This is a genomic window from Microbacterium sp. I2 (assembly GCF_051364985.1).
In the GTDB taxonomy this organism is placed as follows: Bacteria; Actinomycetota; Actinomycetes; order Actinomycetales; family Microbacteriaceae; genus Microbacterium.
Genome location: NZ_JBLWIH010000011.1, coordinates 45,046 through 64,601 on the forward strand (window position 1 = coordinate 45,046; position 19,556 = coordinate 64,601).

General features: G+C 68.9%; 17 protein-coding genes. 9 read left to right on the forward strand and 8 right to left on the reverse strand.

The window, feature by feature from the left end:
• Positions 1-15 precede the first annotated feature (15 nt).
• Positions 16-1,068 carry a septation protein SepH gene (gene sepH, locus ACLKM7_RS11245; protein ID WP_436447266.1) on the reverse strand — a complete coding sequence of 351 codons (1,053 nt, stop codon included), beginning with the start codon at positions 1,066-1,068 and terminating at the stop codon, positions 16-18.
• A gap of 213 nt (positions 1,069-1,281) precedes the next feature.
• Between sepH and ACLKM7_RS11250 the strand changes: the two genes are divergently transcribed.
• On the forward strand, positions 1,282-1,575 hold the full coding sequence (locus ACLKM7_RS11250) for a DUF4193 domain-containing protein (protein WP_168913958.1): 294 nt from the start codon (positions 1,282-1,284) through the stop codon (positions 1,573-1,575).
• On the opposite strand, the gene ACLKM7_RS11255 is transcribed toward ACLKM7_RS11250, so the two are convergent.
• A complete protein-coding gene (locus tag ACLKM7_RS11255; protein WP_436447267.1) occupies positions 1,550-2,038 on the reverse strand; it encodes a DUF3093 domain-containing protein in 489 nt (162 codons plus the stop codon). The two genes, ACLKM7_RS11250 and ACLKM7_RS11255, sit on opposite strands and share 26 nt — an antisense overlap.
• A gap of 12 nt (positions 2,039-2,050) precedes the next feature.
• Between ACLKM7_RS11255 and dut the strand changes: the two genes are divergently transcribed.
• The 5 genes from dut to dxs all read left to right on the forward strand — a co-directional run bounded on the left by dut (position 2,051) and on the right by dxs (position 8,978).
• Entirely contained in the window at positions 2,051-2,572 is a 522-nt protein-coding gene (dut, locus tag ACLKM7_RS11260) for a dUTP diphosphatase (protein WP_436447268.1), read from the forward strand.
• Complete coding sequence (locus tag ACLKM7_RS11265; RefSeq protein WP_436447269.1) at positions 2,569-3,168, forward strand: DUF3710 domain-containing protein; 600 nt, start codon at positions 2,569-2,571, stop codon at positions 3,166-3,168. The genes dut and ACLKM7_RS11265 overlap by 4 nt, the downstream gene beginning before the upstream one ends.
• A complete protein-coding gene (locus ACLKM7_RS11270) occupies positions 3,165-3,935 on the forward strand; it encodes a DUF3159 domain-containing protein (RefSeq protein WP_436447270.1) in 771 nt (256 codons plus the stop codon). Before ACLKM7_RS11265 ends, ACLKM7_RS11270 begins: the two co-directional genes overlap by 4 nt.
• Before the next feature lie 135 nt (positions 3,936-4,070).
• Positions 4,071-6,905 carry an aconitate hydratase gene (locus ACLKM7_RS11275; protein WP_436447271.1) on the forward strand — a complete coding sequence of 945 codons (2,835 nt, stop codon included), beginning with the start codon at positions 4,071-4,073 and terminating at the stop codon, positions 6,903-6,905.
• 96 nt (positions 6,906-7,001) lie between these two features.
• Positions 7,002-8,978, forward strand: a complete 1,977-nt coding sequence (gene dxs, locus ACLKM7_RS11280) for a 1-deoxy-D-xylulose-5-phosphate synthase (RefSeq protein ID WP_436447272.1) — start codon at positions 7,002-7,004, stop codon at positions 8,976-8,978.
• Between the two features lie 65 nt (positions 8,979-9,043).
• Here the strand turns inward: dxs and ACLKM7_RS11285 are convergent, their stop codons facing one another.
• The 4 genes from ACLKM7_RS11285 to ACLKM7_RS11300 form a co-directional block, all read right to left on the reverse strand.
• Positions 9,044-11,188, reverse strand: a complete 2,145-nt coding sequence (locus ACLKM7_RS11285) for a 3-hydroxyacyl-CoA dehydrogenase NAD-binding domain-containing protein (protein WP_436447273.1) — start codon at positions 11,186-11,188, stop codon at positions 9,044-9,046.
• Between the two features lie 12 nt (positions 11,189-11,200).
• Positions 11,201-12,406: a thiolase family protein gene (locus tag ACLKM7_RS11290; protein WP_436447274.1), complete on the reverse strand. Its 1,206-nt coding sequence runs from the start codon at positions 12,404-12,406 to the stop codon at positions 11,201-11,203.
• Between the two features lie 72 nt (positions 12,407-12,478).
• Positions 12,479-13,678, reverse strand: a complete 1,200-nt coding sequence (locus tag ACLKM7_RS11295; protein ID WP_436447275.1) for a ribonuclease D — start codon at positions 13,676-13,678, stop codon at positions 12,479-12,481.
• Complete coding sequence (locus ACLKM7_RS11300; protein ID WP_436447276.1) at positions 13,671-14,267, reverse strand: DUF3000 domain-containing protein; 597 nt, start codon at positions 14,265-14,267, stop codon at positions 13,671-13,673. Before ACLKM7_RS11300 ends, ACLKM7_RS11295 begins: the two co-directional genes overlap by 8 nt.
• Before the next feature lie 25 nt (positions 14,268-14,292).
• Here ACLKM7_RS11300 and ACLKM7_RS11305 point away from each other — a divergent pair, with 25 nt between their 5' ends.
• Positions 14,293-15,513: an alpha/beta hydrolase family protein gene (locus ACLKM7_RS11305; protein WP_436447277.1), complete on the forward strand. Its 1,221-nt coding sequence runs from the start codon at positions 14,293-14,295 to the stop codon at positions 15,511-15,513.
• Between the two features lie 10 nt (positions 15,514-15,523).
• On the opposite strand, the gene ACLKM7_RS11310 is transcribed toward ACLKM7_RS11305, so the two are convergent.
• Together ACLKM7_RS11310 and ACLKM7_RS11315 are read right to left on the reverse strand one after the other, a co-directional pair.
• On the reverse strand, positions 15,524-15,976 hold the full coding sequence (locus ACLKM7_RS11310) for a SufE family protein (RefSeq protein ID WP_436447278.1): 453 nt from the start codon (positions 15,974-15,976) through the stop codon (positions 15,524-15,526).
• Positions 15,977-15,978: 2 nt separating this feature from the next.
• Positions 15,979-16,887, reverse strand: coding sequence for a sulfurtransferase (locus tag ACLKM7_RS11315; protein WP_436447279.1), 909 nt, complete (start codon positions 16,885-16,887; stop codon positions 15,979-15,981).
• Between the two features lie 139 nt (positions 16,888-17,026).
• Between ACLKM7_RS11315 and zapE the strand changes: the two genes are divergently transcribed.
• Both zapE and ACLKM7_RS11325 read left to right on the forward strand, forming a co-directional pair.
• Positions 17,027-18,055 carry a cell division protein ZapE gene (gene zapE, locus ACLKM7_RS11320; protein WP_436447280.1) on the forward strand — a complete coding sequence of 343 codons (1,029 nt, stop codon included), beginning with the start codon at positions 17,027-17,029 and terminating at the stop codon, positions 18,053-18,055.
• A 186-nt stretch (positions 18,056-18,241) separates the two neighbouring features.
• A complete protein-coding gene (locus ACLKM7_RS11325; protein WP_436447281.1) occupies positions 18,242-19,513 on the forward strand; it encodes an ammonium transporter in 1,272 nt (423 codons plus the stop codon).
• Positions 19,514-19,556: the final 43 nt, after the last annotated feature.

The window sequence follows — 19,556 nt, forward strand, 5'->3', positions numbered from 1 at the left end:
GTCCGCTCGCGTCGCTCAGTCTTCGGTGCGCGCTCCGAAGACGATCTCATCCCACGATGGCATCGAGGTCCGGCCCTTGCGGCGACCCGCCTCGGCGACCGCCGGAGTCGATGCGGGGTAGCCGGGGGAGTCGTCAGAGGGCTCGGGCTCGTTGTCCGAGGGCACCTCGTCATAGCCGGGCTCGAGAGCGTCGAACAGAGCGACCGGTGCCGTGGCTCGGGAGGGAGCTGCGGCGATCTCTTCGGCGTCCGGAAGCGGCTCGCGCTGACCGCGACGCCGGCGCAGCGCCTCGAGCAGGTCGGCTGTCTCCGCCGAGGTCACCAGAGGCTCGTCTGCGCGCTTGATCGCAGCCTGCTGCACGGCAGGGGCGGCGGGCGCGGGAAGATCGGGCGACTCGAGGTCGGCGTCGGGAAGACGTCGTGGGCCGAACGCCCCGCTGTCGAACCGCGAATCGTCTTTGGGCTGCACGCTGTCGAGCGCGCGCAGTCGCGGGATCAGCCCCTCGGGCAACGAGCCCTGCCGTGAGAGCTGAATCGCATCGGCGTTGAGAGGCGACAGCGTGCTGCGGCGCGGGTCGAAGCCCCACCGCGCGTCGTGCTCGACCTCGTTCGAAGCGAATTCGAGCTTCACCACCCAGCCGGTCGGCTCCTTCCAGCTGGTCCAGCGTTCGCCACCGGCCCCGGCTTCGGCGAGCTTCGCCCGCACTGCGGAACCGAACGTCGCGGGCCCATCGGTGTCGAAGTCCGCGCCGAGCAGCACCGGCACGGCCAGCGCCTGCCCGACGATGTGCTCACGCTCGGCGAGGACGGGCCCCTCGAAGCGGGTGACGTCCTCGACGCGGGCGCCGAGCAGATCGGCGACCTCTTGCGCGGACAGGCCGGCGCGGATGTGAGCCTGGATCTCGCGCGGGCTGGGGCGATCCGCCTGCGGATCCGCATCGCGATCGCGGCGAGCACGGCGCAATTCCGCGCGCAGCACATCGTCGACCGCGAGCGAGAACCTCTCGCCAGAGTCGGTCGCCAGGATGAGCTTGTCGTCCTCGGTTCCGATGACCTTGAGCTGTTCCATGCGAAACGCCCCTCCGATCCCTGCGTGTGCGCCCCATGGTGTCACAGCGAGTAGCGTGCACCGGGAATATCCAGCGCGTGGCGCGAGTTTCACGCCACGCACCGACAGCCCCCGCCGGATCGCATTTGCGAAATGACAGGCGGTCGTGCAAACTATCGCCGCCCCGCAAGGGCGAGCGCAACCCGCGATACCCGGAAGTAGAGACCTTCACGCATGGCCACCGATTACGACGCCCCCCGCAAGACCGAGGACGACAGCGAGTCGATCGAGGCTCTGAAGGAGCGCGTGCCCGACAAGCTCTCGGGCTCTGTCGATGTGGAGGACGCCGACAACCCGTCCGGCTTCGAGCTGCCCGGAGCCGACCTGTCGGATCTCGAGCTCGACGTCGTGGTGCTCCCTCCGCAGGAGGATGAGTTCACGTGTGCGAACTGCTTCCTCGTGAAGCACCGCTCACAGCTCGATCACGACAGCGCCGACGGGCCTATCTGCTCGGAGTGCTCCGCATAGCCTGAGCACGCCTCACCGCGGCGGCGAGGCGATCCGGCGTTCGCGTCGAGATCGTCCACGCCGTCGTCGGGTCGTCGGGGTCCGTCACCGGAATCACGACCACCCCGTCGATCCCCCCTCGGATCAGGTGCCACGAGCGCGGGTCCAGACCTGCCCCGCGCGCGTGCCGCGCGGCATCACCCCGGTGCACCTCGGGACCCCCGAGGAACTCGACGCCGATGTGCGCGCGGCCTGTTCGAAGCTCTCCGTCGCGCACCTCGACGACAGGCGAGGCCGCGAGCAGGAGCCCGACGATCGCGATGCCGACGACGGCTCCCACGACGAGAGCGATCGTCGTGTCGATGGGCGAGAACACCAGTGCCGCCATGGGCGCAGCCACGGCGGCGGACCCGAGGATCCACAGCGACGGGCTGAGCCGTTCGCGATAGACGTCGGACCCGACACTGCGCGCTGTCATCTGCATTACCCTCGTGGGGTGACTGAAACGGTGGACGTCCCCATTATCGCCCCCGATGCCCCCGCCTACGCGCACCCCGGTGACGCGGGGGCCGACCTGGTAGCTTCCGAGGCCGTGCGTCTCGAGCCCGGACAGCGCGCTGTCGTGGGCACCGGCATCCGCATCGCTCTTCCCGAGGGTTTCGTCGCCTTCGTCGTTCCGCGGAGCGGTCTGGCAGCCAAGCACGGGATCACCGTCGTCAACGCGCCGGGCACCGTGGACGCCGGCTACCGCGGAGAGATCAAGGTCATCCTGCTCAACACCGACACCGAGCACGCCCACGACATCGCGGCGGGGGATCGGATCGCTCAGATGATCGTCATGCCGGTGCCGCGCGTCCGGTTCATCGCGGTTGATTCGCTGCCCGAGAGCGCCCGCGGTGAAGGCGGCTTCGGCTCCACCGGCTACAACGGGGGTGCGGCGGAGCCGCCGACCAGCGCCGGCGAGTCCTCGCGGGGGGCTCCCCGCGATCGAGACAAGAAGGACGGAGTCCTGGCATGACCGACCCCACGCCCGCCGACGCACCGCGCAAGGTGGCACCGGCGAACCGCACCGAGACCGGACCGTTCGACGAATCCGAGGCGAATCCGGTGCGGCCCTACATCGACCTGGGCGGGATCAAGATCCTCCCTCGCGAGGGCCTCAACCTGCGCCTCGAGGTCGAGGAGCAGACCAAGCGGATCGTGGCCGTCGGCCTCGACTACGCAGAATCCACTCTGCAGGTACAGCCGTTCGCGGCGCCGCGATCGGCCGGCCTCTGGGAAGAGACGCGCGAGCAGATCCGCCAGCAGATCCGCCAGCAGGGCGGCCGCGTCGAGGAGCGCGAAGGCCCGCTCGGTCCCGAGCTGCTCGCCGAGGTCCCCGTCGTCTCGGGTCCTGACAGCACCGCGGGCAAGCGCCTTGCGCGCTTCATCGGGGTCGACGGCCCGCGGTGGTTCCTGCGCGGTGTCATCGGGGGGGCCGCCACCAGCGACGTGGAGGCCGCCGAAAAGGTGGAGGATCTCTTCCGCTCGATCGTCGTGGTGCGTGGCGGATCACCGATGCCGCCGCGCGACCTCATCCCGCTGCGGATGCCCGCCACCCCGGGCTCCGCGTGAGCGAGCGCCCCGACCTTTCGCCTCCCGGCCCGGAGTCCGCGCCCGAGCAGCCGTCGGCATCCGATCTGTTCGGCGCCGCTCTCGGGGGCGCCGCGCGGCGAGCCGGCCTCGACCCCGCCGAGCACAAGAGCACCGGCCATGTCGTGTGGGCGGCGATGGGCGGGTGGCGCGGCATCCTGGAATCGGTCCTGCCGGGTCTGGTGTTCATCGTCGTCTACACGGTGACGATCGATCCGGCCACCGGCGACGGCAACCTGTGGCTCTCGCTCGGTCTCTCAGTCGGCATCGCGCTGGTCTTCACCGTCGTGCGGCTGATCGCCCGGCAGCCGGTCACCGCCGCGATCGGCGGACTGGTGGCCGCCGGCGCGGCCGCGGCGTTCGCCGCCTTCACCGGCGAGGCCGGCAACAACTTCATCCCCGGCTTCATCACGAATGCTCTGTACGGGTCCGCGTTCCTGATCTCGGCGCTCGTGGGCTGGTCGCTCATCGGTCTCGCGGTCGGCTTCCTGATGGGGGAAGGCACCGCGTGGCGCGCAGACAAGCGCAAGCGGCGGGTGTTCTTCTGGCTCGCGATCGCGTGGGCGTCGCTGTTCGCGGCACGCCTTCTGGTGCAGCTCCCGCTGTACCTGGCCGATCTGGCGGGGGAGCCGGGTGCGATCACCGCGCTCGGCACATTGAAGCTCGTGATGGGACTCCCGCTCTTCGCGCCGTTGGTGGCGGTGACGTGGCTCGCCGTGCGAGCGCTCTACCCGCCGGCCGCGAAGTGATACATTTATCTTGATATCGAGATAAATTCTTCCCCTCGTGGATTAGGTCGACCTCACTAGCCGACGGCTCCGAGGCGGGGGAAGATGGGAATGCCGGGCCTCGGCCCGATCCCGCCGCCGACGAAGGAGACACACGTGTCCACGGTTGACAGCTTCGGTGCCAAGAGCACCCTGACGGTCGGCAGCACCGACTACGAGATCTTCCGCATCAACACCGTCGAGGGCTACGACAGGCTCCCGTTCAGCTTGAAGGTGCTCCTCGAGAACCTCCTTCGCACCGAGGACGGTGCGAACGTCACCAAGCAGCAGATCCAGGCGCTCGGGGCATGGGATGCCGACGCCGAGCCGAGCACCGAGATCCAGTTCACGCCGGCCCGCGTGGTGATGCAGGACTTCACCGGCGTCCCCTGCATCGTCGACCTCGCCACCATGCGCGAGGCCGTCGAGACCCTCGGCGGCGACCCCAAGCGCATCAACCCGCTGTCTCCGGCGGAGATGGTGATCGACCATTCGGTGATCGCCGACCTGTTCGGCACCGAGAACGCTCTCGAGCGCAATGTCGAGATCGAGTACGAGCGCAACGGCGAGCGGTACCAGTTCCTCCGCTGGGGTCAGACGGCCTTCGACGACTTCAAGGTCGTCCCGCCCGGGACCGGCATCGTCCACCAGGTCAACATCGAGCACCTCGCCAAGGTCATCTATGACCGCGAGGTGGGCGGTGTGCTGCGTGCGTACCCCGACACGTGCGTCGGCACGGACTCGCACACCACGATGGTCAACGGCCTCGGCGTGCTCGGCTGGGGCGTCGGCGGCATCGAGGCCGAAGCCGCGATGCTCGGCCAGCCGGTGTCCATGCTCATCCCGCGCGTGGTGGGCTTCAAGCTGTCCGGCAGCATCCCGACGGGCGTGACCGCGACGGACGTCGTCCTCACGATCACCGACATGCTGCGCCAGCACGGCGTCGTCGGCAAGTTCGTGGAGTTCTACGGCGAGGGCGTCGCGTCCGTGCCGCTCGCGAACCGAGCGACCATCGGCAACATGAGCCCCGAGTTCGGCTCGACCGCCGCCATCTTCCCGATCGACGACGTGACGATCGACTACCTCCGGCTGACGGGGCGCAGCGCGCAGAGCCTCGCCCTCGTCGAGGCCTATGCCAAGGAGCAGCGCCTGTGGCACGACCCCGCGGTCGAGCCGGTGTTCAGCGAGTACCTCGAGCTGGATCTGTCGACGGTCGTTCCGTCGATCGCCGGACCGAAGCGTCCGCAGGACCGCATCCGGCTGACCGATGCCAAGTCGCAGTTCGAGAAGGACATCGTCAACTACGCCAACGCGACCGAGTCGACCTCGATCGTCGACCTCGAGTCGAAGCACTCGTTCCCGGCTTCCGACCCGGGCGCGGTTCCCGGCGAGGAGGAGCCGGTCACGCGTACCGTGCACATCGCCAGCGGCGGGCCGGCCGCAGCATCCAAGCCGGTCACGGTGACCCCCGAGGACGGCAGCCCGTACATCATCGACAACGGCGCGGTCACGATCGCGGCGATCACCTCGTGCACGAACACGTCGAACCCGTCGGTCATGCTCGCCGCCGGCCTGCTTGCCCGCAACGCGGTGAAGAAGGGCCTCAAGGCCAAGCCGTGGGTCAAGACCACGCTCGCACCCGGCTCGAAGGTCGTCACCGACTACTACGAGAAGGCTGGTCTCACGAAGGACCTGGAAGACCTCGGGTTCTACACGGTGGGCTACGGCTGCACGACGTGCATCGGCAACTCCGGTCCGCTCATCGAGGAGGTGTCGGCGGCCGTGCAGGAGCACGACCTCGCCGTGACCGCCGTCCTCTCGGGCAACCGCAACTTCGAAGGCCGCATCAACCCCGACGTCAAGATGAACTACCTCGCGAGCCCGCCGCTCGTGATCGCGTACTCGCTGGCCGGCTCGATGCACTTCGACTTCGAGACCGACCCGCTCGGCACGGACCAGGACGGCAACGACGTCTTCTTGAAGGACATCTGGCCGGACGCCGCCGAGGTCCAGGCGACGATCGACTCGTCGATCAGCAAGGACATGTTCACCAAGCAGTACGCCACCGTGTTCGAGGGCGACGACCGCTGGAAGAACCTGCCGACCCCGACAGGCGACGTCTTCGAATGGGACGAATCCTCGACGTACGTGCGCAAGCCTCCGTACTTCGACGGCATGACCATGGAGCTGACCCCGGTGTCCGACATCCAGGGGGCACGCGTGCTCGCGACGCTCGGCGACTCGGTCACCACCGACCACATCTCGCCCGCAGGCAACATCAAGGCGGGCACGCCGGCAGCGCAGTACCTCACCGAGCACGGCGTCGCGCAGAAGGACTTCAACTCCTACGGCTCGCGTCGAGGCAATCACGAGGTCATGATCCGCGGCACGTTCGCGAACATCCGCCTCAAGAACGAGCTCGTGGCGGCCGTCAACGACGGCCAGATCGTCGAAGGCGGCTACACGCGGGACTTCACGCAGTCCGACGGCCCGCAGTCGTTCATCTACGACGCGAGCCAGAACTACCAGGCCCAGGGCACTCCGCTGGTGATCTTCGGCGGCAAGGAGTACGGCTCGGGCTCGTCGCGCGACTGGGCGGCCAAGGGCACGAGCCTGCTGGGCGTCAAGGCCGTCATCACCGAGAGCTTCGAGCGCATCCACCGCTCGAACCTCATCGGCATGGGCGTCGTGCCGCTGCAGTTCCCCGCCGGGCAGAGCTGGGGATCGCTCGGACTGGACGGCACCGAGATCGTCTCCATCACGGGGCTCGAGCAGCTCAACGAGGGCGTCACGCCCAAGACGGTCCACGTCACGGCGGCTCCGAGCGAGTTCTCGGCGCCCGGCAAGGAGACCGTCGAGTTCGACGCCGTGGTGCGCATCGACACACCCGGTGAGGCCGACTACTACCGCAACGGCGGCATCCTGCAGTACGTGCTGCGCTCGCTGGTCTGACAGCTGATTCACGGGGACCGGATGCCACGGCATCCGGTCCCCGCTTCATGCCCGGGTAGACTTGCAGAGCCCTTCCGGGGCCGGAAAGGAGCCGGGATGTCGTTGTTGTCGTCCATCACCGGGCCTCGCGATCTCGACGCACTGAGCCTCGATCAGCTCGAGCAGCTCGCGGACGAGATCCGCGGATTCCTCGTCGAGAACGTCTCGCGGACCGGCGGTCATCTCGGCCCGAACCTCGGCGTCGTGGAGCTCACCATCGCGCTGCACCGCGTCTTCGACTCGCCGGCCGACCCGATGATCTTCGACACCGGGCACCAGTCGTACGTCCACAAGCTGCTGACCGGCAGGCAGGATTTCTCGAAGCTCCGCGCTCGGGGTGGTCTGGCCGGCTACCCGCAGCGCGCCGAGAGCGCCCACGACGTCGTGGAGTCCTCACACGCCTCGAGTTCGCTCAGCTGGGCGGACGGCGTCTCACGGGCTCTCACGCGCACCGGCCGCAAGGATCGCCACGTCATCGCCGTCGTCGGCGACGGTGCGCTCACCGGCGGTATGACGTGGGAGGCGCTGAACAACATCTCCGACGACAACGATCGCAACCTCATCATCGTGGTCAACGACAACGGCCGCTCGTACGCCCCCACGATCGGCGGCATGGCACGCTATCTGAACCGCGTGCGCACCGCCGAGACGTACCGTTCGCTGCATCGCGGCTCCGACAATCTGTTCCGCAAGCTGGGGCCGGCGGCGCGTGCCGTTTATCGCGGAGTCCGCGGCGGCACGCACGGCTTCCTCTCGCGCTTCACCAACAACGCCGCGCTCTACTCCAACCTGGACATCAAGTACCTCGGCCCCGTCGACGGGCACGATCTGCCGACCCTCATCGAGACGCTCGAGCTCGCCAAGGAGTACGGCGCCCCGGTGATCGTGCACGCGATCACCGAGAAGGGCCGTGGGTACGCCCCGGCCCTCGAGGACGAGGCGGACCAGTTCCACGCCGTCGGAAAGATCGACCCCCTCACCGGCGAGGCGGTCGGCGGCGGCAGCGGCCTCGCGTGGACCGATGTCTTCGCCGACGAGCTCGTCACAATCGGTGACGAGCGCGACGACGTCATCGCCATGACCGCCGCCATGCTGCGTCCCACGGGCCTGCTGCCGTTCGCGCAGCGGTTCCCGGACAGGGTCTACGACGTCGGGATCGCCGAGCAGCACGCCGTCGCGTCGGCGGCGGGGCTCGCGTTCGGGGGACTGCATCCCGTCGTGGCGATCTATGCGACCTTCATGAACCGTGCGTTCGACCAGGTGCTGATGGATGTCGCCCTGCACCGGGCGGGCGTGACTTTCGTGCTCGATCGCGCCGGCGTCACGGGCCCGGACGGCCCGAGCCACCACGGCATCTGGGATCTCGCGATGCTCCAGCTGGTGCCGCACGTGCGCATTGCGGTTCCGCGCGACGGGGTGCGACTGCGCGAGACCCTGCACGAGGCCGTCGCCGTCGACGACGGCCCCACGGTCGTGCGATTCCCCAAGGGCAGCGTCAGCCCGGAGCTGCCGGCCGTCGAGCGGCTCGCCGACGGCGTGGACGTCCTGGTGCGTTCCACCGCACAGGATGTGCTGCTGGTCGGCATCGGCCCTATGGCGCACATCGCGGTCGATGTGGCGCGCAGGCTGCGTGCACAGGGCATCGGCGCGACGGTCGTCGACCCGCGGTGGGTCGTGCCCGTGCAGCCGTCGATCGTCGATCTCGCGGCATCCCATCGCCTCGTGATCACGATCGAGGACGGTATCCGCGTCGGCGGCATCGGCACGCGCGTGCGCCAGGTGCTGCGCGAGGCCGGAGTCGATACAGCCGTCGACGAGCTGGGTGTACCCGACGAGTTCATCGACCATGCCACCCGCGAGGAGATTCTCGAGGATGCCGGGCTCACGCCGGCCAAGATCGCCCAGGACGTGGTGTCCCAGGTGCTGGGCACCCGCATCCCCGTGGCACGCGGCGCCCAGAACGGCGAACCGACTCCCACCAGCGAGATCCCCACGATCGGCGACCTCGCTCGCACGCGCGACGCCCGCGACTAGCGGTCCGGACACCGAAGGGGCACGTTCTCACGCGGAGAACGTGCCCCTTCGCCGATCCGAGGGCGTTACGAGCCGATGCCCTTGATCACGGGGTGGTGGAACGTGTCGCCGAACACCCGCTCGGAGGCGCCTTCGCGGTCGAGGTAGGGCGATGCGCCGCCGTCGATGAACGGCCAGCCCGCGCCCAGGATGAGGCACAGGTCGATGTCCTCGACCTCGGGCACGACCCCCTCGTCCAGCATGATCCTGATCTCCTGCGCGAGGCCGTCCTGGACGCGCTGGAGGATCACGGCGGAGGATGCCGGAGACGAGCCCAGCGCCGGCTTGAGGATCTTCTCGGCTGCCTTCGTCCAGCCCGTGACGCGGCCGCCCTTGTCCTTCTCGACGACCTCGGACAGCTCCGCGAGGGCGTGGAAGTTCTCGTTGGCGTAGAAGCGGTCGGGGAAGGCGCGCACCATGGTGTCCTGCACGTGCGCGGCGACCTTCCAGCCGACGAGATCGATGAGCTGGAAGGGTCCCATGGGCAGCCCGAGCGGGGCGAATGCCTTCTCGACATCGGCCACCGGCGTGCCCTCGTACACCGCGCGAGCCGCTTCGCCCATCACCTTCGCGAGCAGCCGGTTGACGACGAATCCGGGAGCATCGGCTGTGAGGACCGCGTTCTTGCCGAGGCTCTTGGCCACCACGAACGCGGTCGAGAGGGCGGCATCCGAGGTCTGCGGCGTCTTCACCACTTCGATCAGCGGCATCACGGCCACCGGGTTGAAGAAGTGGAAGCCGACAAGCCGCTCGGGATGCGTGAGCTCGGCGCCGATCTCCTCCACGGACAGCGAAGAGGTGTTGGTGGCGAGGATGGCGTCTTCGGCGACAATCTGCTCGATCTCGCCGAACACCTGCTGCTTGACTCCGACCTCTTCGAAGACGGCCTCGATCACGAAGTCGCAGTCCGCGTACAGCGCCTTGTCGGTGGTGCCGGTCACCAGCGCCCGCAGGCGGTTCGCCGCGTCGCCGTCCAGGCGGCCCTTCGCCTCGAGCTTGCCGATCTCATCGTGGATGTACGCCACGCCCTTGTCGACACGAGCCTGGTCGAGGTCGGTGATGAGCACCGGGACCTGCAGCTTGCGCACGAACAGCAGCGCGAACTGGCTGGCCATGAGCCCTGCGCCGATGATGCCGACCTTGGCGACCTTCTTCGCAAGGGCCTTGTCGGGAGCGCCGACAGGACGCTTGGCGCGCTTCTGCACGAGGTCGAAGGCGTACATGGAGGCCGCGAACTGATCGCCCGTGACGAGGTCGGCCAGCGCCTCGTCCTCGCGTGCGAACCCCTCCGCCTTGGTGCCGCTCTTGGCCTTGTCGAGCAGCTCCAGGGCCGCGTAGGGCGAGCGCGGCACGGTGCCGATCTTGGATTCGAGCATGCCGCGTGCCATCTTCACGGCGATGGGCCACTTGGTGAGGCGCTCGATCTTGCCGGGTTCGTGCTTCCGCTCGACCTTGACCGCGCCGCCCAGCACGCCGTCTGCCCAGCGGAGCGAGTCCTCGAGGTAGTTCGCCGCGGGGAACATCGCATCGACGATGCCGTAGTCCAGTGCCTGGTTCGGCTTGAGCATGCGGTTCTGCTTGAGCGGGTTCGAGATCACGACCTCGAGGGCGTTCTCGATGCCGATGAGGTTCGGCAGCAGGTAGGCGCCGCCCCAGCCGGGGATGATGCCGAGGAACACCTCGGGCAGCGCGATCGCCGCGGCCGAGGCATCCACCGTCCGGTACGTGGAGTTCAGCGCGATCTCGAGCCCGCCGCCGAGCGCGAGCCCGTTGACGAAGGCGAAGGACGGCACGCCGAGATCGGACAGCTTGCCGAGCACGTGGTGGCCGAGCTGCGCGATCAGGCGGGCGTTGTCCTTCGAGCCGACCTTCGAGATGTCGGAGAGGTCGGCTCCCGCAGCAAGGATGTACTGCTTTCCGGTGATGCCGACCGCCTGGATCTCGCCCTTGCCGGCGCGCGTGCGCAGGCCGTCGAGGGTCTTGCCGAGTTCGGTGAGCGTGGCGGGACCGAGCGTGTTCGGCCGGGTGTGGTCGCGCCCGTTGTCGAGCGTGATGAGCGCCAGCACCTTGCCGGACGGAAGCCGGATGTCGCGTACGCGCGAGTGCGTGACGACCTCGCCATCGGTCAGTGCCTGGATGGGGGAGAAGTCGATCTCTTCGTAGTTCGTCATTCCAGCGAGCCCCTACTTCTTCCGCTTGCCGTCGTAGTGCGGGTTCTCCCAGATGACCGAGCCGCCCTGGCCGAGTCCGACGCACATGGCGGTCAGGCCGTAGCGGACGTCGGGGCGCTCGGCGAACTGGGCCGCGAGCTGGATCATCAGCCGCACGCCGGACGCGGCGAGCGGATGGCCGATGGCGATCGCACCGCCCCACTGGTTGACGCGGGGATCGTCGTCCGCGATGCCGAAGTGATCGAGCAGCGAGATCACCTGGATGGCGAAGGCCTCGTTGAGCTCGAACAGTCCGATGTCGGCGATCGTCAGGCCGGCCTTGCGCAGCGCCTTCTCGGTCGCCGGGATCGGTCCGATGCCCATGATCTCGGGCTGCACGCCGGCGAACGCGAACGAGACGAGCTTCATCTTCGGGGCGAGGCCGAGCTCTTTGACCGCTGCGCCACCGGCCAGCAGCGACATCGTCGCTCCGTCGGTGAGGGGAGAGGAGGTGCCCGCGGTCACGCGTCCATGCGGGCGGAAGGGAGTCTTGAGCCCCGCGAGATCCTCCATCGTGGTCTGCGGGCGCCGTCCCTCGTCTTCGGTAGCCAGACCCCACGAGCCGTCGGCGTCCTTGATCGCGACGGGCACGAGATCGGGCTGGATCCTGCCGGTGTCGTACGCCGTCTGCGCCTTGTGCTGACTCAGCATGCCGAAGCGGTCGGAGCGCTCCTTGGTCAGATGCGGGAAGCGATCGAAGATGCGCTCGGCCGTGACACCCATGTTGAGCGCGCCGGGATCGACCATCTTCTCTGCGACGAAGCGCGGGTTGGGGTCGGCGTTGGCGCCGATCGGGTGGTGTCCCATGTGCTCGACGCCGCCAGCGAGGGCGACGTCGTACATGCCGACGCCGATCGACCCCGCCATCGTCGTCACACTCGTCATGGCGCCCGCGCACATGCGGTCGATGGCGAAGCCCGGCACCGTCTGGGGGAGTCCCGCGAGGATCGCCACACTGCGCCCGAGGGTCAGGCCCTGGTCGCCGGTCTGCGACGTCGCGGCGATGGCCACGTCATCGATGCGGTCCTTGGGAACGCCCGGGTTGCGCTCCATGAGCCCGATCGTCGCCTTGACGGCGAGGTCGTCCGCGCGGGTGTTCCAGTACATGCCCTTCTCGCCGGCGCGCCCGAACGGGGTGCGCATTCCATCGACGAAGAAGACGTCCGAAATCTCGGCCACTCTGCCTCCAAACATTGGGATGACGCCAGCCTAGGAGGGGCAGGAGAACGGCCGGAATCGGGTGGCGGAAACCTACGAAGCCGTTTCGGACGCCGTCAGCGACTCTTGCACGGATCCCACAAAGGCATCGACGATCAGCTGTGCAGTCTGATCAATCTGCCACGGCCGGGCTCCGAGCGACGTGAGGGCTTCGCCGACGGATGCCGCGGTCAGCGGCTGAGGCGGAGTCCAGGCCACTCTGCGCAGCAGGTCGGGCGTCAGCAGGTTCTCGGTCGGCATGCCCAGCTGCTCGGCACGAAGCTCGACGAGAGGCCGGGCCGCCTTCAGGCGCACGTCGGCCTCGGGGTTGCGATCCGCCCACGCGCGCGGTGGGGGCAGCGTGTCGCCGCCGGTCGCCCGCTCGAGCGGAAGGTCGGAGGACGCCCTGCCCGCTTCGATCGCGGCCCACCACCGGTCCAGCTGCGACCTGCTGGCGCGGCCGTTGAACTCCTTCACGGCGGCGAGGGCGCTCTTGGACTTCGGGTCTGCCAGCACGGCGGCCACGAGCGCGCGGTCCGGCACCAGGCGCCCCGGTGCGACATCCTGCTCCTGCGCGTAATCCTCGCGTGCCGTCCACAGCGAGCGGGCGACGGCGAGTGCCTTGCGTCCTCGCACGGTGTGCAGGCCGCTCAGTCGCCGCCACGGCTCATCACGCGGCGGCTTGGGCTCGCGTGCGAGCACCGCCTCGAACTCCTGTGCCGCGAACTCGGTCTTTCCCTGGTCGACGAGCTCCTGGAGGAGCTTGTCGCGCACGTCCACGAGATGCTCGACATCGAGCGCCGCATACTCCAGCCACGCCTGCGGAAGCGGCCGGGTCGACCAGTCGGATGCCGAGTGAGCCTTGGCCAGTGTGATACCCAGCGCGTCCTCGACCACGGCGCCCAGCCCGACGCGTTCGTGCCCCAGCAGTCGCGCCGCCAGCTCGGTGTCGAACAGCGTCGCAGGCTCGAGCCCGATCTCGCGCAGCGAAGGGAGGTCCTGGCTGGCTGCGTGCAGGATCCACTCTTCGCCGCCGATCGCCTGCTGCAGCGCCTGGAAGTCGCCGATCGGGGGCGGATCGAACAGGAACAGCCCGGCGCCGCGCCGGAAGACCTGCACGAGGTACGCGCGCTGCGAGTAGCGGAAGCCCGACGCGCGCTCGACGTCCACCGCCACCGGACCGGAGCCGGCGGCGAGCACGTGAGCGGCTTCGACGGCCCCTTCGACGGTATCGATGACGACGTAATCAGCCACGCGCCGACCTGCGTGAACCCAGCATGGAAATCCCTTCCGAGCCCGGCGGGAGACCCGCGAGCATGCACACCAACTCCGCCCATGCTTCCACGTGCGCGGCGATGGCGCCCTCCGGGGACCATGAAGCACGCAACTCGATCTGCGCGCCGTCCCCTTCCGCGGCGAGTGTGCCGAACCCCTTGGACAGTGTCTTCGTGGCGGTTCCGGACTCCGAGTGAAAGGCCGCGCCCCGTGACTTCAGGGCGTCGGTCAGCCACGCCCACGCGACATCCGCCAGCAGCGGGTCCGTGCCGATGTCCGGTTCGAGCGGGGCCTGAGCGAAGCACACGATGCGCCACGGCCCGTTCCAGGATGCGGGTTCGTCCGGGTCGTGCAGCAGGACGAGCCGGCCGGTGCCGTACGGAGAGTCCACGCCCTCGGCGCCCTCTTCGGCCCGCACATCGCCCGCGATCGCGATGGCATTCGGAGCGATGCCGGAGGGCGCCGGGATCTCGCGCACGGAGAGGTCGGCACGGAACTCCACCGCGCGCACCTCCTCGACCGCCTGCGCGAACGACGGCGATGCCCCGGGAGGACGCTGGTCAGCCACGCCGACAGACTAGGCTGAGGCCTCGATGGTCGTCTCCAGGCGCGCCGCGATGCGCGGCGCCTCACCCGCACTCGTGGCCGGCGTCAAGGGCGCGCTCACCGTCCTGAGCGTCGCGCTGGCCGGCACGCTCGCCCTGATGGCCGCTGGATCGGTGCGCATGGCGCGAAAGGTCGTGACCCCTGCCGGGCGCGTCCCCGACACGCGGATCCTCTCGCTCGACACCGCCGCGCAGACCATCACCCTCTCGCGCACCTCCGATACGGAGCTGCCCGGGCGCTACGGGCTGTTCACGACGGGCACCGCGGACTACGTCAAGCTCGGATCGGTCCTGTCCGAGAGCGAGACCAGCGTCACGCGCAAGCTGCTGACCCACGTCGGCACCGACGCGAGGCTCGCGCCCGACGCGGCGTTCAGCGGCTGGTACTTCGACCGGCCGGAGCAGCTGCACCTGCCCTTCACCTCCGAGCTCATCGGCGCGACCGTCGGCCCGTGCCCGGCCTGGGTCTTCCCCGCGGGCGACGGCGACGTCTGGGTGATCCAGGTGCATGGGCGCGGAACCACGCGGGCGGAATGCCTGCGCGCCGTCCCGCTCTTCCACTCGCTCGGGATCACGTCGCTGGTGGTGTCGTACCGCAACGACGGCGAGGCGCCACGCAGTCGCGCCGGCTCCTACACGCTGGGGGCCACGGAATGGCGGGACGTCGATGCGGCCGTCGGCTTCGCGCGTCGACGCGGGGCTCGGCGCATCATCGTCATGGGATGGTCGATGGGCGGCGCCATCGCCCTCCAGCTGTCGTTGAACTCCGCGCACACCGACGCGATCGCAGGCCTGATCCTGGAGTCGCCGGTGGTGGACTGGCGCATCGTCCTGGAGTACCAGGCGCGCGTCCAGCGCGTGCCGAGCGCGGTGAGCGGGCTGGCGATCGAGGCCCTGAAGTCGGAATGGGCCTCGCCGCTCACTCGAACCGGCGGGGGCATCCCCTTCGACCGGCTGGATGTCGTCGCGCGGGCGACCGAGCTGCGGCATCCGATCCTGATCCTCCACAGCGACGACGACGGATTCGTGCCGTCGGACGCCTCGCACGACCTCGTCGTCGCCCGTCCGGACCTGGTCGAGCTCGAGGTTTTCGATGTCGCGCGCCACACGAAACTGTGGAACTACGACCAGGCCAGATGGAGCGACAGCATCCGGTCCTGGCTCCAGGCACGTGGCGTGACCGCGGCACTCGCCGACGCCGCGGACTGAGCCGCGCCGGTCACGCCGTCGCCGGCGGGCCGGGACGCTTGGCGGCGACCTGTCGCTTCGCGCGCATGAGCATGCCCGTCATGCCCGAGATGCGCAACGGCGACACGACACGCGTCAGCCCGATGCTCTGCGGGAAGTCGGCCGGAATCGCGAGAACCTCATCGGCGGACAGGCCGGTGATCCCCTGCGCCAGGATGCTCGCGAATCCGCGCGTCGTCGGCGCTTCGGCCGGCGCCGTGGCGTGCATCGACACGAGCTCGTGGTCGTCCACATCGATCACGATGAAGACGGGGGACTGGCACTCGGCCACCCGCTCGTAGAGTTCGGGGTGATTCTCGTACTCGGGCGGCACGGGCGGGAGCTCTTGCGAGAATTCCAGGAGCAGCTGCAGCCGATCGGACTCGGGCAGCTCGAGGAACTCGTCGCGGATCTCGGCGAGGCTCTCGGGCAGGGCGTCGGTCATGGTCACCGTCCCGGGGCGGCGTCGCCGGGCTCCGCACCCGTCGCGATCGGCACGCGCACGGCGCTGCCCCACTCGGTCCAGGAGCCGTCGTAGTTGCGCACATCGGCGAAGCCGAGCAGGTGTCGCAGCACGAACCACGTGTGGCTCGACCGCTCGCCGATTCGGCAGTAGGCGACGATGGCGTCACCCTCGCGCAGGCCCGCCTCGTCCCGGTAGATCGCCTCCAGCTCGGCGCGTGGCTTGAAGCCGCCGTCCGCGGCGACGGCGCGCCCCCACGGCGCGCTCTGGGCGGTCGGGATGTGGCCGGCCCGCAGCGCGCCCTCCTCGGGATACGCCGGCGCCGATGTGCGCGACCCGTCGTACTCCTCGGGCGAGCGCACATCGATGAGCGGACCCGCGCCGATGTGCGCGAGCACGTCCTCCTTGTAGGCGCGCAGCGCGGTGTCGTCGCGTTCGACCACGGGGTAGTCGGTCGCCGTCCGCGAAGTCGGCTCTGTCGTGAGCGGACGGCCTTCGGCGATCCACTTGTCGCGTCCGCCGTCGAGCAGCCTCACGTCCTCGTGCCCGAAGAGCGAGAACACCCACAGCGCATATGCCGCCCACCAGTTGTTCTTGTCGCCGTAGATCACCACGGTGTCGTCCCGAGCGATGCCCTTGCGGCCCAGCAGCTGTGCGAAGCCCTCACCGTCGACGTAGTCGCGCACGACGGGGTCATTGAGCTCGGTGTGCCAGTCCACCTTCACCGCACCGGGGATGTGACCTGTCTCGTAGAGGAGGACGTCCTCGTCGGACTCGACCACGACCAGACCCGGCTGACCCAGTCGCTCCTGGAGCCACTCACCGGTCACGAGCCGCCCGGGTTCGGCGTACTCGGCGAACTTCTCGGACGACGTGTCGTTCTCGACAGACATGGGCTGCTCCTCGGGCCGGGGGCGAAAGCGCGACGACTAGTGTTGAACCGTCTTCTTCGACCCTAGATTCCCCGGCGGGCCCGCGCATCACCGCGTAAGACTCCGACACAGGCCTTCGCCAGACCCACACAGGACACGCATGACATCCTCCGCCACCCGAACCGGCGTCATCCACCTCGCGGAGCGCACTCCGCAGCTCACCGGCGCCGAGATGGTCGCGGCCCTCGTTCCTCCGCCGCAGTTCGCCGACGCGACCTTCGAGACGTACCGGGCAGATCCGGCATATCCATCCCAGCAGGAGGCCAAGGATCTCCTCTCGGTGTTCGCCGGCGCCGCGACGCCCGCGAAGGGCGGGTTCTTCCGCCGTGCGAAGCGACCGGAGACCAAGCCGGGCGTCTACCTCGACGGCGGTTTCGGTGTCGGCAAGACCCACCTGCTCGCCGCCGTGTACCACGCGATGCCCGCACGCCGGAAGTACTTCGGCTCCTTCATCGAGTACACCGCCCTCGTCGGCGCGCTCGGCTACCAGAACACGGTCGAGCTCTTCCGCGGCTCGGATCTGCTGTGCATCGACGAGTTCGAACTGGACGATCCGGGCGACACGATGGTGATGACGCGCCTGCTGGCCGAACTGGTCACATCGGGCACACGGCTGGCCGCGACATCCAACACTCCGCCCAACGCCCTCGGCGAGGGGCGGTTCGCCGCGCAGGACTTCCTGCGCGAGATCCATGCGATGGCCTCGAGCTTTCAGACCATTCGCATCGACGGCACCGACTACCGTCATCGCGCCGTCGACGGGCACGCCGCAGTCCTGTCGGAGCCGGAGTACGAAGCGGCGATCGCGGATGCCGCGGCCCGAGGGCTCGCCTCGGATGACAGGTTCTCCGACCTCGTCGGCCACCTCGCCCGCGTGCACCCGTCGCGGTACATCAAACTGATCGAGGGTCTTTCGACCGTCGGGATCCGTGACGTCGAGCCCTTCACCGACCAGTCCGCGGCGCTGCGATTCGTCGCGTTCATCGATCGGGTCTACGACGCCGAGCTGCCGATCCGCGCCACGGGCACGTCGCTGGACCTGGCGTTCCCCGACGAGATGCTCGCGGGGGGCTACCGCAAGAAGTACCTGCGTGCGATCTCGCGCCTGGTCGCTTCTACTCTCGCCTGACGCCGCGCGCCGCGGCGCCCGCGTGATTCGCGGAACGCTCCCGCCTGCCCGAAACACGATGTTTACGTGCGCGGGCATCGTGTAACGCACGGGAAACACGGGGTGGACGGCTGCCGAAACCGTGGGTGGCAACACTGAGGGGACCCGACGCTACACCTGCGTCCCTGCAGAGAGGTTCACCTCGAGATGGATCAAGGAAACACCGCATTCATCCTGATATGCGCAGCGCTCGTGCTGTTGATGACACCAGGACTCGCGTTCTTCTACGGCGGACTCGTGAAGGCCAAGAGCGTCATCAGCATGATGATGCTGAGCTTCGGCGCTCTCGGACTCATCGGCGTGCTGTGGGTGCTCTACGGCTACGCGATCGCGTTCCCCTCGACCGCGGAGGGCACCATCCAGGCTCCGTGGACGATCGACTGGAACGAGCTCGGCCTGGCCAGCCTGCTGGAAGCCGGCGACGGCGCCTATCCACCGCTGGCGTTCGTCGCCTTCCAGGCGACCTTCGCGATCCTCACGGTCGCTCTGGTCTCGGGTGCCATCGCCGACCGCGCCAAGTTCGGCTCGTGGATGATCTTCGCGCTGCTGTGGGCGACGATCGTGTACTTCCCGGTGGCAAGCTGGGTGTTCAACTTCGGCCTCGCTGAGGACGGCAGCTTCGCCTACGGCGGCTGGATCACGATGGGTCTGCAGGAGTGGTTCGGCGCCGGCGCGATCGACTTCGCCGGCGGCACCGCCGTGCACATCAACGCGGGCGCCGCGGCACTCGCGCTCGCCCTCGTCCTCGGCAAGCGCCTCGGCTTCCAGAAGGGCGTCCACGTCCCGCACAACCCGCCGTTCGTGCTCCTGGGCGCGGGACTGCTGTGGTTCGGCTGGTTCGGCTTCAACGCCGGGTCGGAGCTGGCCGCCGACGGCGTCGCCGCCCTCGCCTTCGTCAACACCATCGCCGCGCCCGCGGCGGCTCTGCTGGCGTGGCTCGTCGTGGAGAAGTTCAAGGACGGCAAGCCGACCTCGGTGGGCGCCGCGTCGGGCGCTGTCGCCGGTCTCGTCGCGATCACCCCGGCCTGCGCCTCGGTGACGCCGTTCTTTGCGATCGTTCTCGGCCTCATCGCCGGTGCCGTGTGCGCCCTCGCGATCGAGCTCAAGTACAAGTGGGGCTTCGATGACTCGCTCGACGTCGTGGGCATCCACCTCGTCGGAGGCCTCATCGGCACCCTGTACATCGGCTTCTTCGCCACGGACGTGGGCCTGTTCATGGGCGGCGGCGCCACGCAGCTGCTCGTCCAGGCGATCGCCGCGTTCGCCGTGATGATCTACTCGTTCGTGCTCGCGTATGTCATCGGGTTCGCGATCGAGAAGACGATCGGCTTCCGCGTGAAGAACGAGGACGAGGTGGCGGGCATCGACACCGTCGTCCACGGCGAGGAAGGCTACGTGCTCGAGGGCGCGCGCGCCTGAGTCGAGGATCCCCCTACCGGAGGGGCGCCGCGGGACACCGCGG

Coding starts and splice junctions, on each gene's coding strand:
- ACLKM7_RS11255 (WP_436447267.1), bottom strand. CDS start 2,038: ATGCAGATGACAGCGCGCAGTGTCGGGTCCGACGTCTATCGCGAACGG.
- ACLKM7_RS11250 (WP_168913958.1), top strand. CDS start 1,282: ATGGCCACCGATTACGACGCCCCCCGCAAGACCGAGGACGACAGCGAG.
- sepH (WP_436447266.1), bottom strand. CDS start 1,068: ATGGAACAGCTCAAGGTCATCGGAACCGAGGACGACAAGCTCATCCTG.
- ACLKM7_RS11325 (WP_436447281.1), top strand. CDS start 18,242: ATGGATCAAGGAAACACCGCATTCATCCTGATATGCGCAGCGCTCGTG.
- ACLKM7_RS11310 (WP_436447278.1), bottom strand. CDS start 15,976: ATGACCGACGCCCTGCCCGAGAGCCTCGCCGAGATCCGCGACGAGTTC.
- dxs (WP_436447272.1), top strand. CDS start 7,002: ATGTCGTTGTTGTCGTCCATCACCGGGCCTCGCGATCTCGACGCACTG.
- ACLKM7_RS11265 (WP_436447269.1), top strand. CDS start 2,569: ATGACCGACCCCACGCCCGCCGACGCACCGCGCAAGGTGGCACCGGCG.
- zapE (WP_436447280.1), top strand. CDS start 17,027: ATGACATCCTCCGCCACCCGAACCGGCGTCATCCACCTCGCGGAGCGC.
- ACLKM7_RS11285 (WP_436447273.1), bottom strand. CDS start 11,188: ATGACGAACTACGAAGAGATCGACTTCTCCCCCATCCAGGCACTGACC.
- ACLKM7_RS11305 (WP_436447277.1), top strand. CDS start 14,293: ATGGTCGTCTCCAGGCGCGCCGCGATGCGCGGCGCCTCACCCGCACTC.
- ACLKM7_RS11315 (WP_436447279.1), bottom strand. CDS start 16,887: ATGTCTGTCGAGAACGACACGTCGTCCGAGAAGTTCGCCGAGTACGCC.